The sequence below is a fragment of the Enterobacter chuandaensis genome, from assembly GCF_039718975.1.
In the GTDB taxonomy this organism is placed as follows: domain Bacteria; phylum Pseudomonadota; class Gammaproteobacteria; order Enterobacterales; family Enterobacteriaceae; genus Enterobacter; species Enterobacter chuandaensis.
In genome coordinates this window covers 4652850-4664824 of record NZ_CP097173.1, presented here as the reverse complement: position 1 = coordinate 4664824, position 11975 = coordinate 4652850, and the positions used below count along the sequence as shown (strand labels likewise).

General features: G+C 55.9%; 13 protein-coding genes. 10 read left to right on the top strand and 3 right to left on the bottom strand.

Annotation, left to right across the window (positions count from 1 at the left end; translation table 11 throughout):
• Positions 1-599 precede the first annotated feature (599 nt).
• From rpmH to MX657_RS22345, 9 genes are all read left to right on the top strand, one after another.
• The gene (gene rpmH / locus MX657_RS22385) at positions 600-740 is read left to right on the top strand and encodes a 50S ribosomal protein L34 (RefSeq protein ID WP_000831330.1); all 141 of its coding nucleotides are present in this window, start codon (positions 600-602) and stop codon (positions 738-740) included.
• Between the two features lie 16 nt (positions 741-756).
• Complete coding sequence (gene rnpA / locus MX657_RS22380; protein WP_014072458.1) at positions 757-1116, top strand: ribonuclease P protein component; 360 nt, start codon at positions 757-759, stop codon at positions 1114-1116.
• A complete protein-coding gene (gene yidD / locus MX657_RS22375) occupies positions 1080-1337 on the top strand; it encodes a membrane protein insertion efficiency factor YidD (protein ID WP_001307474.1) in 258 nt (85 codons plus the stop codon). The genes rnpA and yidD overlap by 37 nt, the downstream gene beginning before the upstream one ends.
• Positions 1338-1339: 2 nt before the next feature.
• Entirely contained in the window at positions 1340-2983 is a 1644-nt protein-coding gene (gene yidC, locus MX657_RS22370; protein ID WP_119916708.1) for a membrane protein insertase YidC, read from the top strand.
• 72 nt (positions 2984-3055) lie between these two features.
• Positions 3056-4420 carry a tRNA uridine-5-carboxymethylaminomethyl(34) synthesis GTPase MnmE gene (gene mnmE / locus MX657_RS22365; RefSeq protein WP_048961460.1) on the top strand — a complete coding sequence of 455 codons (1365 nt, stop codon included), beginning with the start codon at positions 3056-3058 and terminating at the stop codon, positions 4418-4420.
• A 111-nt stretch (positions 4421-4531) separates the two neighbouring features.
• Positions 4532-5707, top strand: coding sequence for an MFS transporter (locus tag MX657_RS22360; RefSeq protein WP_119916707.1), 1176 nt, complete (start codon positions 4532-4534; stop codon positions 5705-5707).
• Positions 5676-6647 (top strand): HTH-type transcriptional regulator YidZ, encoded by a 972-nt coding sequence (yidZ, locus tag MX657_RS22355; protein ID WP_080329749.1) that lies wholly within the window; start codon positions 5676-5678, stop codon positions 6645-6647. The genes MX657_RS22360 and yidZ overlap by 32 nt, the downstream gene beginning before the upstream one ends.
• A gap of 122 nt (positions 6648-6769) precedes the next feature.
• Positions 6770-7516: a 4'-phosphopantetheinyl transferase family protein gene (locus MX657_RS22350; protein ID WP_119916706.1), complete on the top strand. Its 747-nt coding sequence runs from the start codon at positions 6770-6772 to the stop codon at positions 7514-7516.
• Positions 7517-7552: 36 nt separating this feature from the next.
• Complete coding sequence (locus tag MX657_RS22345) at positions 7553-8119, top strand: NADPH-dependent FMN reductase (protein ID WP_080329747.1); 567 nt, start codon at positions 7553-7555, stop codon at positions 8117-8119.
• 91 nt (positions 8120-8210) lie between these two features.
• Here MX657_RS22345 and adeP read toward each other — a convergent pair whose 3' ends face one another.
• Positions 8211-9548: an adenine permease AdeP gene (gene adeP, locus MX657_RS22340; protein WP_139784207.1), complete on the bottom strand. Its 1338-nt coding sequence runs from the start codon at positions 9546-9548 to the stop codon at positions 8211-8213.
• 166 nt (positions 9549-9714) lie between these two features.
• Here adeP and yieH point away from each other — a divergent pair, with 166 nt between their 5' ends.
• Positions 9715-10380, top strand: a complete 666-nt coding sequence (gene yieH / locus MX657_RS22335; protein ID WP_119916705.1) for a 6-phosphogluconate phosphatase — start codon at positions 9715-9717, stop codon at positions 10378-10380.
• 44 nt (positions 10381-10424) lie between these two features.
• Here the strand turns inward: yieH and phoU are convergent, their stop codons facing one another.
• Positions 10425-11150, bottom strand: coding sequence for a phosphate signaling complex protein PhoU (gene phoU, locus MX657_RS22330; RefSeq protein ID WP_008500182.1), 726 nt, complete (start codon positions 11148-11150; stop codon positions 10425-10427).
• Positions 11151-11176: 26 nt separating this feature from the next.
• Positions 11177-11950 carry a phosphate ABC transporter ATP-binding protein PstB gene (pstB, locus tag MX657_RS22325; RefSeq protein WP_010426574.1) on the bottom strand — a complete coding sequence of 258 codons (774 nt, stop codon included), beginning with the start codon at positions 11948-11950 and terminating at the stop codon, positions 11177-11179.
• Between the last annotated feature and the right edge of the window lie 25 nt (positions 11951-11975).

Here is an 11975-nt window from a genome sequence, read left to right as displayed (position 1 = left end):
GGCGGACTCCACTCGAACAATAAAAGAAAACTATTGAATATTCATGATTGTTGGCGCACATCGACATGACCCTGTGTAAAGGGGGACGTGCGAATTGCTATCTGCAATTTATCCTGACCAGGATCCTGGGATCCCGATCGGGACCGCGGATCATAGCGTAAACTGAGCCAGAGATCTTCTGTTTCTCACAGATTCTTCCCGATTTATCCACAGGAAGATCCGAAACCGGGTAAGTGTAAACGATCCTGGCGCGAGTGCCCCGCGATTTAGCCCGCATATTGGAAAATTTAATGAGCAGCGACAATTTATTGCTTAAATGATCTAACGAAGATCCGGGACGATCCTTGCGCTTTGTTGGCGAGGCCGTATAATCCTCGACCCGGCGCGTGATGCTCATCTTCCTGCGTCGTCCGTTGCTCATTTTCCACGCGAAATCGTGCGGAAATACGCGGGAAATAAGGAAAGAGAATTGACTCCGGAGTGTACAATTATTACAATCCGGCCTCTTTAATCACCCACGGCTTCGGCGTCCGTCATTCGAAACTCGGTCGGGCATCCGCAAAAGTCATGAATTTTTTCAAGTTTAGGTAGAAATCGCCATGAAACGCACTTTTCAACCGTCTGTACTGAAGCGCAACCGTTCTCACGGCTTCCGTGCTCGTATGGCTACTAAAAATGGTCGTCAGGTTCTGGCACGTCGTCGTGCTAAAGGCCGCGCTCGTCTGACCGTTTCCAAGTAATAAAGCTAACCCCTGAGTGGTTAAGCTAGCATTTCCCAGGGAGTTACGTTTGTTAACTCCCACTCATTTCACTTTCGTCTTCCAGCAGCCACAACGGGCTGGCACGCCGCAAATCACCATCCTCGGCCGCCAAAATTCGCTGGGGCATCCCCGCATCGGTCTCACAGTCGCTAAGAAAAACGTTAAGCGAGCGCATGAACGCAACCGGATTAAACGTCTGACGCGTGAAAGCTTCCGTTTACGTCAGCACGAACTGCCTTCAATGGATTTCGTGGTGGTGGCTAAAAAAGGGGTTGCCGACCTCGATAACCGTGCTCTCTCGGAAGCGTTGGAAAAATTATGGCGCCGCCACTGTCGCCTGGCTCACGGGTCCTGATAGCCCTCATTCGGGTCTATCAACGCCTGATTAGTCCGCTACTCGGGCCGCACTGCCGTTTCACACCAACATGCTCAAGCTACGGAATTGAGGCATTGCGCAGGTTTGGAGTGATAAAAGGCAGTTGGTTGACGGTGAAACGCGTATTAAAATGCCACCCTTTACACCCCGGTGGAGACGACCCCGTCCCCCCAGGACCCTTTGATACCAGAGAACACTAACGATGGATTCGCAACGCAATCTTCTTATCATCGCTTTGTTGTTCGTGTCTTTCATGATCTGGCAGGCATGGGAGCAGGATAAAAATCCTCAACCCCAGCAGCAGACCACGCAGACTACGACCACCGCAACGGGTAGCGCCGCCGATCAGGGCGTACCGGCCAGTGGCCAGGGGAAACAGATTACGGTTAAGACCGATGTGCTTGAGCTGACTATCAACACCCGTGGTGGTGATGTTGAGCAGGCGCTGCTGTTGACCTACCCGAAAGAGCTGAAGTCTACCGAACCGTTCCAGTTACTGGAAACCACGCCTGAGTTTATCTACCAGGCGCAGAGCGGCCTGACCGGTCGTGATGGCCCGGATAACCCGGCTAACGGTGCGCGTCCACTGTACAACGTCGAGAAAGATACTTTCGTACTGGCTGACGGTCAGAACGAAATCGCTATCCCGATGACCTACACCGACGCGGCAGGCAACACCTTCACCAAAACCTTCACCCTGAAACGCGGTGAGTATGCGGTGAACGTGGGCTACAGCGTACAGAATACCGGCGCGAAACCGCTGGAACTGTCTACCTTTGGTCAGCTGAAGCAGTCCATCAATCTGCCGTCTCACCGTGACACCGGAAGCAGCAACTTTGCGCTGCATACCTTCCGTGGCGCGGCGTACTCCACGCCTGACGCGAAGTATGAGAAATACAAATTCGACACCATTGCCGATAACGAAAACCTGAATGTCAGCTCCAAAGGCGGTTGGGTAGCAATGCTGCAGCAGTATTTCGCGACTGCATGGATCCCAAATAACGACGGTACCAACAACTTCTATACCGCGAACCTGGGTAACGGTCTTGCCGCTATCGGCTACAAATCTCAGCCGGTTCTGGTTCAGCCGGGTCAAACCGGTAACCTGGCAAGCACCCTGTGGGTCGGCCCGGAAATCCAGGATAAAATGGCTGCCGTTGCACCGCACCTGGATCTGACCGTTGATTACGGCTGGTTGTGGTTCATCTCTCAGCCGCTGTTTAAGCTGCTGAAGTTCATCCACAGCTTCCTGGGTAACTGGGGCTTTTCCATCATCGTTATCACCTTCATCGTGCGTGGCATCATGTACCCGCTGACCAAAGCGCAGTACACCTCCATGGCGAAGATGCGCATGCTGCAGCCGAAGATTCAGGCGATGCGTGAGCGTCTGGGCGATGACAAACAGCGTCAGAGCCAGGAGATGATGGCCCTGTATAAAGCAGAGAAAGTGAACCCACTGGGTGGTTGCTTCCCGCTGCTGATTCAGATGCCAATCTTCCTTGCGCTGTACTACATGCTGATGGGTTCCGTTGAGCTGCGCCACGCGCCGTTCGCCCTGTGGATCCATGACCTGTCCGCACAAGACCCGTACTACATCCTGCCGATCCTGATGGGCGTGACGATGTTCTTCATCCAGAAGATGTCGCCGACCACCGTGACCGACCCGATGCAGCAGAAGATCATGACCTTTATGCCGGTTATCTTCACCGTGTTCTTCCTGTGGTTCCCGTCAGGTCTGGTGCTGTACTATATCGTCAGCAACCTGGTGACCATCATCCAGCAGCAGCTGATTTACCGTGGTCTGGAAAAACGTGGCCTGCATAGCCGCGAAAAGAAAAAGTCCTGATTCGGTAAGTTAACGCTAAAATAAGGGCGGTCGATTGACCGCCTTTTTTATTTGTATTGAACGAGAGCAACCATGAGCCATAACGACACTATCGTCGCCCAGGCAACCCCACCGGGACGCGGTGGTGTAGGCATTCTGCGTATCTCCGGCCTGAAGGCGCGCGAGGTGGCCGAAGCGGTGCTGGGTAAACTGCCAAAGCCGCGCTACGCTGATTACCTGCCGTTTAAAGATGCCGACGGCACGCCGCTGGACCAGGGCATTGCGCTGTGGTTCCCCGGCCCGAACTCCTTCACCGGCGAAGACGTGCTGGAGCTGCAGGGCCACGGCGGCCCGGTCATCCTCGACCTGCTGTTAAAACGTATTCTGACCCTGCCCGGCCTGCGCATTGCGAAGCCGGGCGAGTTCTCCGAGCGTGCTTTCCTCAACGACAAGCTCGACCTGGCGCAGGCCGAAGCGATTGCAGACCTGATCGACGCCAGTTCGGAACAGGCGGCTCGCTCCGCCCTGAACTCGTTGCAGGGCGCGTTTTCCGCGCGCGTGAATCACCTTGTGGAAGCACTTACTCACCTCAGGATCTACGTGGAAGCGGCTATCGACTTCCCGGATGAGGAGATCGACTTCCTTTCTGACGGCAAAATCGAAGCCCAGCTCAACCAGGTGATGAACGATCTCGATGCCGTTCGCGCCGAAGCGCGTCAGGGAAGCCTGCTGCGTGAAGGGATGAAGGTCGTCATTGCTGGTCGCCCGAACGCCGGGAAATCGAGCCTGCTGAACGCCCTTGCGGGCCGTGAAGCGGCGATCGTCACCGACATAGCCGGCACCACCCGCGACGTGCTGCGCGAGCATATCCACATCGACGGGATGCCGCTGCACATTATCGACACCGCCGGTCTGCGCGATGCGAGCGACGAAGTTGAGCGCATCGGGATAGAACGCGCCTGGCAGGAGATCGAGCAGGCCGACCGCGTGCTGTTTATGGTGGACGGCACCACGACCGACGCCGTTGACCCGGCGGAGATCTGGCCAGACTTTATTGCCCGTCTGCCGGCTAAGCTGCCGATAACCGTGGTGCGTAACAAAGCAGACGTTACCGGCGAAACGCTGGGTATCAGCGATGTGAATGGTCACTCACTGATTCGCCTGTCGGCGCGTACCGGTGAAGGCGTGGACGATCTGCGTAACCACCTCAAGCAGAGCATGGGCTTTGATACCAGCATGGAAGGCGGCTTCCTGGCGCGTCGTCGCCACCTGCAGGCGCTGGAAGAGGCGGCACGCCATCTTGACCAGGGCAAAGCGCAACTGATTGGCGCGTGGGCGGGTGAACTTCTGGCGGAAGAGCTGCGCCTGGCGCAGCAGAATCTAAGCGAGATCACCGGAGAGTTTACGTCGGACGATCTGCTGGGCAGGATTTTCTCGAGCTTCTGTATTGGTAAATAGTTTCCGCTAATTCATGGTGATTTCCTCTCAGGAAATCACCATTGTCCAAATGGCAACTCGCCTAATCCCTTTTCACCCCCTATTCTGCATGCCTGCATCTATGGGGGGTTTATGGCGCGTTTTCTGTTTTGTAGTTTCGCATTAGTTCTGCTTTATCCGTCCGGCATTGATATGTATCTGGTGGGATTACCGCACATCGCCCGCGATCTGGATGCCAGCGAAGCGCAGCTGCACATCGCGTTTTCGGCCTACCTCGCAGGAATGGCGTCGTCGATGGTCTTTGCCGGGAAGATCGCGGATAAGGCTGGCCGTCAGCCCGTCGCCATTACCGGTGCAATTGTCTTCGCGCTGGCATCAATACTGTGTTCGGTCGCGCAGGAAAGCACATTGTTCCTGTCAGGACGCTTCGTCCAGGGAATTGGTGCAGGCGGCTGCTACGTGGTGGCGTTTGCCATTTTGCGCGACACCTTAAGCGCCCAGCGCCGTGCCAAAGTGCTCTCCATGCTGAACGGGATAACCTGCATCATTCCGGTGCTGGCACCGGTTGTGGGGTATCTGATCATGCTGAAATTCCCGTGGCAGAGCCTGTTCTGGACCATGTCTGCCATGGGTGCGCTGGTGTTTATCCTGTCAATCGCCGTGCTGAAAGAGACCCACCCGGGCTCGCAGCACCCCAACCATACCGCGACCATTCATCCGGCAGAGAAGCTGCTTAACCGCTTTTTCCTCAGCCGTCTGGCCGTGACCACGCTAAGCGTGGCGGTGATCCTGACGTATGTAAACGTTTCCCCGGTTTTATTGATGGAGACCATGGGCTTCGATCGCGGTGAGTATTCTACCGTGATGGCCTTAACCGCCATGGTTAGCATGGCGGTCTCGTTCTCGACCCCCTTTGCGCTGAATCTCTTCCGCCAGCGCACGCTGATGTTGACGTCCCAGGTGCAGTTCCTCGCCGCAGGCGTAATCCTGGCAGCCACCAGTTCACACGCAATAATGTTGGTGGGCATTACTCTTATCTGCGCCGGGTTCTCGGTTGGCTTTGGCGTGGCGATGAGTCAGGCACTCGGTCCCTTCTCGCTGCGGGCAGGCGTGGCAAGCTCGGTGCTGGGTATTGCTCAGGTCTGCGGCTCGTCTCTGTGGATATGGCTGGCGGCGGTCATCGGACTTAACGCTCTCAATATGCTGATCGGGATTCTGATTGGCTGTAGCATAGTCTGCATCACCTTACTTATGGTCATCCAGCCCGCGGCACAGTATGAAGAAGCCCATCAGCAGTCTCGATCTTAACCTGTTGCTTTGCCTGCAGCTTTTGCTGCAGGAGCGCAGCGTCACCAAAGCCGCGAAGCGTATGAACGTGACGCCGTCGGCGGTGAGTAAATCGCTGGCCAAGCTGCGCGACTGGTTTGACGACCCGCTGTTTGTCAAAACGCCGTTAGGGCTGCTGCCCACGCCGCTGACGGTCAGCCTGGAGCAGGATCTGGCCGACTGGATGCAGATTGGCAACCAGATCCTCGACAAATTCCACCATGATTCGCCCGGCGGTCTGAACTTCGAACTCGCGGCAGAAACGCCGCTGATGCTGATCCGGTTTAATACCCTGCTGGAGCAGGTGAATCAGCGCTATCCGCAGGCGACGGTGAAGATGCGTCACTGGGATTACGACTCGCTGGACGCCATTACCCGCGGAGAGGTCGATCTCGGTTTTACCGGACGCGAAACGCATCCGCGTTCCCGCGAGCTGCTGAAGCTGATGCCGTGGTTTATCGACTACGAAATCCTGTTTAGCGACCGCCCCTGCGTCTATCTGCGCGAAGACCATCCCGCTTTGCAGGAGGAGTGGAACCTGGAGACATTCCTGCGCTATCCCCATATCAGTATCTTCTGGGAACGCAGCGACACCTGGGCACTTGATGAAGTCCTCAAGGAGATGGGACGTGAGCGCACTGTCGCCATGAGCCTGCCGGGCTTCGAACAGGCGATGTTTATGGCGGCGCAACCCGGTCATCACTATATCGCCACCGCACCGCACTACTGCCATCACTATAATCAACTCCACCAGCGGAAGCTGATTGCGCTTCCTATTCCCATTGACGAAGCCCAGTCTGAAAAGCTGACCGTTCCCTTCACGCTGATCTGGCATAAACGGAACAGCCATAACCCGAAAATCCTCTGGCTGCGGGAGACCATCAAGGCGTTGTACGGTGGCAGCGATCCAATTTTTGCCTAAGAAAATGTAAAGTTCGGTCCTCAGGCTTCTCTTACTCCCATTTACTGATTAAAACAGGAGGCAAGTTAAGCGATAATCATGTAACCGTTTAACCGATTACGACCATTATCAAGGAGCGAAAAATGGCAACGCACTTTGCAAGAGGGATACTTACAGACGGACGTCTCGTATCGGCCAGACTCTCTTCAGCCTGTCACAGTGAGGCACTCAAACTTCCCGAACACCGCAGGACGCGGTTTTTAGCGTCCAGAGCACTTCTCGCAGAACTGCTGTTTATGCTGTACGGCACCAGCGAACTGCCGGAGATTATCACTCAGCCCGAGGGCCGCCCGGTCTTTGCCGACCCGGATCTCCCGCGATTTTCCATTGCCTATACGGGCAATATCATTGGCGTGGCGCTGACCACCGAAGGGGATTGCGGGCTGGATATGGAGCTTCAGCGTGCGACGCGAGGGTTCCATGGCGCAAGCCCGCACGATGACTACCCGCTCTCCAGCAATGAAAAGCTGTGGGTACGCAACCAGAACGATCCCGTCGAGGCCAGAGCGCAGCTCATCACCCTGCGTCAGAGCATCCGCAAGCTCTGCGGGTGCGCCTCAGACGACGCCAGTCTGTTGCAATTGCTGCCAGGCTCCGGACGCCTGCGTGCCGCTCAAGCCACGCTTGTAGAGGCGCTCAGCGATGCAGAAGACGTGTTGATATGGTCTGTTGCGGTGAGCCCCGCCATCGAACGGTTGAAGATCTGGGAATTTGACAGTAAAGATGGATGGAGTAGCCTTCCGGATGTGCCCGAGCGCGCCAACGCGCCCGCCGCGCGTCTGATGCGGTTAACCAGTTTACCGGCAGAAAAAGCATACATCCTTAGCTGATCCATTCAGGGTCATCATGATGAAACAGGAGTAATCATGTCTGATACGTTGAAAGTTGTTACGTTACTGGGAAGCCTGCGCAAAGGTTCATTTAACGGGATGGTGGCCCGCACGTTGCCACAGCTGGCACCGGCAGGTATGGAGATTAGCGCCCTGCCGTCGATTGGCGATATCCCGCTGTATGATGCGGATGTCCAGCAGGACGAAGGGTTCCCGCAGAGCGTGGAGGCGATAGCCGAGCAGATCCGCCAGGCTGACGGTGTAGTCATTGTCACGCCGGAGTATAACTACTCGGTTCCGGGCGGCCTGAAGAACGCCATCGACTGGTTATCCCGTTTACCGGAGCAGCCGCTGTCCGGCAAACCGGTGCTGATCCAGACCAGCTCAATGGGCGCGATTGGTGGTGCGCGCTGCCAGTATCACCTGCGTCAGATCCTGGTGTTCCTGGATGCGATGGTGATGAACAAGCCGGAATTTATGGGTGGCGTGATTCAGAACAAGGTCGACCCGCAGACGGGTGAAGTGGTGGATCAGAGCACGCGTGACCATCTGTCTGGCCAGCTGACGGCGTTTGGGGATTATATTAAGCGGGTTAAAGCCTGATAAAAAAGCCCGGTGGCGCTAGCGCTTACCGGGCCTACACTCGTCAGTAGGTCAGGTAAGCGAAGCGCCACCTGACACCACAAACCGCACCTTAGTGCGCGTCAATAAACACAATCTTCAGCACAAACAGCAGCGCCACGATAATCACACACGGGCTGAGTTCGCGGAAGCGGCCGGTACCGATCTTCATAATGCAGTAAGAGATAAAGCCCAGCGCGATACCTTCGGTGATCGAGAAGCTGAACGGCATCATCACCGCGGTAATAAACGCCGGTACCGCTTCGGTTAAATCTTCCCACTTCACGCGCGCCAGGCTCGACGTCATCAGCACGCCGACGTAGATCAGCGCGCCGGCTGCCGCGTAGGGTGGCACCATACCCGCCAGCGGAGAGAGGAAGATCACCAGCAGGAACAGGATACCAACAACCACTGCCGTCAGGCCGGTGCGGCCACCCACGGAGACGCCGGAAGAGGATTCAATGTAAGCGGTAACAGACGAGGTACCAATGAAAGAACCCGCCACGGAAGAGATACTATCCACATACAGCGCCTGCTTCATGCGCGGGAATTTTCCCTTCTCGTCCGCCAGGCCTGCTTTGTCGGTTACGCCAATCAGCGTACCGGAGGAGTCAAACAGGTTCACCAGCATGAAGGAGAAAATCACGCCCGCCAGCCCCAGGTTCAGGGAGCCCGCGAGGTCAACGTGACCAATCACGGTAGAGACGCTCGGTGGCGCAGAGACGATACCGTTGTAATGTACGTCACCCAGCATCCAGCCCAGCAGAGTGGTCACCACGATGGACACCAGCACTGCCGCGTGAATATTGCGGGAGGCGAGGATCGCGATGATAAAGAAGCCCAGCACGCCCAGCAGCACGCTGTGGGAAGTCAGGTGACCAATGCTCACCAGGGTTTCCGGGTTCGCCACGATCACACCGGCGTTTTTCAGCCCCATCATACCGATGAACAGACCGATACCGCTGGTGATGCCCACGCGCAGGCTCACAGGAATGTTTGCAATCATCCAGTAACGTACGCGGAAAATGGTCAGCAGCAGCAGGCCAATGGCGCCCCAGAAGATCGCCCCCATGCCAACCTGCCACGGCAGCCCCATCGCCTGAACGACCACGAACGCGAAGAATGCGTTCAGACCCATCGCCGGAGCCAGCGCGACCGGCAGGTTAGCGAACACGCCCATCAGAATGCTGCCAAGGGCGGCGATCAGACAGGTGGTCACGAAGACGGCGCTGGTATCCATGCCAGCAACGCCCAGAATTTGCGGGTTAACAAAAACGATATAGACCATCGTCAGGAAGGTGGTGAAACCGGCGATCACTTCGGTGCGTGCCGTTGTGCCGTGCTCGCGCAGTTTAAACACGCGCTCAAGCAGACCCTGACCAGATGTCTGGGTAGTGTGTTGTTGACTCATCATCAATTTCCGAACAAGGAGGGAAAATTCGTCGCTATCCTATACCAAAATGCGACAATAGTGGCGGTTACGGGATACTTTTTACATTGAATTTGCTTATACGGCAACGATTGCGTCCCGGTGAACTGCCGTACGAAAACGTTAAACTTATTAAAAAGGGAAAGGCATGTCCGGAATTGAAGCGGTATTTTTCGACTGCGACGGTACGCTGGTCGACAGTGAGGTCATTTGTTCCCGCGCGTATGTGGCCATGTTCCAGGAATTTGGCATTACGCTGGAACTCGAAGAGGTGTTTAAACGCTTTAAGGGCGTGAAGCTCTACGAGATCATCGACATCATTAACGAAGAACACGGAGTGGACCTGGCGAAAGCGGAGCTGGAACCGGTGTACCGCGCCGAGGTCGCACGCCTCTTCGACTCAGAACTGGAGGTTATTGCCGGGGCTAACGCGCTGCTGGATGCGATGACGGTGCCAATCTGCGTAGTTTCCAACGGTCCGGTCAGCAAAATGCAGCATTCGCTCGGCAAGCTGGAGATGTTGCATCACTTCCCGGAAAAACTGTTCAGCGGCTACGATATCCAGCGCTGGAAGCCAGACCCGGCGCTGATGTTCCATGCGGCAAAAGCGATGAACGTCAACGTGGAGAACTGTATTCTGGTGGATGACTCGTCTGCGGGCGCGCAGTCAGGGATTGATGCGGGGATGGAGGTGTTTTATTTCTGCGCCGATCCGCACAACAAGCCGATCGATCATCCAAAAGTGACGACCTTTACCGATCTGGCGCAGCTGCCAGCGTTGTGGAAAGCGCGCGGGTGGGATATTACGCGTTGAATTAACGTAGGGCGGGTAAGCGCTAGCGCCACCCGCCACAAACATCACTCTTTCGGATCTTTACCCGCCAGCAGCTTGTCCAGCTCGTCGCCGCCCACGTGACGGAAGTCCTGCCCCTTCACAAAGTAGAAAATGTATTCGCAAATGTTCTGGCAGCGGTCACCGATACGCTCGATAGAGCGCGCGCAGAACAGGGCCGTCAGTACGCTTGGGATCGTACGGGAATCTTCCATCATGTAGGTCATCAGCTGACGCACGATGCCTTCATACTCCTGGTCGACTTTCTTGTCTTCACGGTAGATACGGACCGCTTCGTCCAGATCCATGCGCGCAAAGGCATCCAGCACGTCGTGCAGCATCTGCACGGTGTGGCGGCCCAGCGATTCCAGGCTCACCAGCAGCGGCTGGTGCTGCTGAGAGAATTTCTCCAGCGCAGTGCGGCAGATTTTATCGGCCACGTCACCGATACGTTCCAGCTCAGCGATGGTTTTGATGATCGCCATCACCAGACGCAGGTCGCTCGCCGTCGGCTGACGCTTGGCGATAATACGCACACAGGCCTCGTCAATGGCGACTTCCATCATGTTGACGTTTTTGTCGCCTTCAATGACGCGCTTCGCCAGCTCGCTGTCCTGGTTGTGCATCGCCGTAATCGCATCAGAAAGCTGCTGCTCAACCATGCCACCCATGGTCATTACCTGCGTGCGAATACTTTCCAGCTCTGCGTTGAACTGGCCTGAAATGTGTTTATTAAGATTGAGGTTGTCCATGGTTTCTCCACATGCACTAAGGCAAATCAACCGTAGCGGCCAGTAATATAATCTTCGGTTTGCTTCTTCGCGGGCCGGGTGAACAGCGCATCCGTATCGCTGAACTCAATCAACTCGCCCAGGTACATAAACGCCGTATGATCGGAACAACGCGCAGCCTGCTGCATGTTGTGGGTCACGATAACCACGGTGTAATCCTGCTTCAGCTCAGTGATCAGCTCTTCAATACGACCGGTGGAGATCGGATCCAGGGCCGAACACGGCTCATCCAGCAGCAACACTTCCGGGCGAATGGCGATACCGCGCGCAATGCACAGACGCTGCTGCTGACCACCGGAGAGAGAGTACCCGCTCTGATGAAGTTTATCTTTGGTTTCGTTCCATAATGCGGCCTTGGTCAATGCCCACTGCACGCGCTCGTCCATATCGGCACGGGAGAGCTTCTCAAACAGGCGAACGCCAAACGCAATGTTGTCATAGATGGACATCGGGAACGGCGTCGGTTTCTGGAACACCATGCCCACTTTGGCACGCAGCAGGGCGATATCCTGGGCCTGGGTCAGAATGTTTTCGCCATCCAGGATAATTTCACCTTCAGCGCGCTGCTCCGGATAGAGCGAATACATTTTGTTAAAGGTACGCAGCAGCGTGGACTTGCCACAGCCAGACGGACCGATGAATGCCGTGACCTGGTTCTTCGCGATATCCAGGTTGATGTTCTTCAGGGCATGGAATTTGCCGTAGTAGAAGTTCAAATCACGAACCTGAATCTTACCCGGGGCAGTATCAACCATACTCATTGACTCATTTCCTCATTCGGCGCCG

Coding starts and splice junctions, on each gene's coding strand:
- yidD (WP_001307474.1), top strand. CDS start 1,080: ATGGCGCCGCCACTGTCGCCTGGCTCACGGGTCCTGATAGCCCTCATT.
- adeP (WP_139784207.1), bottom strand. CDS start 9,548: ATGAGTCAACAACACACTACCCAGACATCTGGTCAGGGTCTGCTTGAG.
- yidZ (WP_080329749.1), top strand. CDS start 5,676: ATGAAGAAGCCCATCAGCAGTCTCGATCTTAACCTGTTGCTTTGCCTG.
- yieH (WP_119916705.1), top strand. CDS start 9,715: ATGTCCGGAATTGAAGCGGTATTTTTCGACTGCGACGGTACGCTGGTC.
- MX657_RS22350 (WP_119916706.1), top strand. CDS start 6,770: ATGGCAACGCACTTTGCAAGAGGGATACTTACAGACGGACGTCTCGTA.
- phoU (WP_008500182.1), bottom strand. CDS start 11,150: ATGGACAACCTCAATCTTAATAAACACATTTCAGGCCAGTTCAACGCA.
- rpmH (WP_000831330.1), top strand. CDS start 600: ATGAAACGCACTTTTCAACCGTCTGTACTGAAGCGCAACCGTTCTCAC.
- mnmE (WP_048961460.1), top strand. CDS start 3,056: ATGAGCCATAACGACACTATCGTCGCCCAGGCAACCCCACCGGGACGC.
- pstB (WP_010426574.1), bottom strand. CDS start 11,950: ATGAGTATGGTTGATACTGCCCCGGGTAAGATTCAGGTTCGTGATTTG.
- yidC (WP_119916708.1), top strand. CDS start 1,340: ATGGATTCGCAACGCAATCTTCTTATCATCGCTTTGTTGTTCGTGTCT.
- MX657_RS22360 (WP_119916707.1), top strand. CDS start 4,532: ATGGCGCGTTTTCTGTTTTGTAGTTTCGCATTAGTTCTGCTTTATCCG.
- MX657_RS22345 (WP_080329747.1), top strand. CDS start 7,553: ATGTCTGATACGTTGAAAGTTGTTACGTTACTGGGAAGCCTGCGCAAA.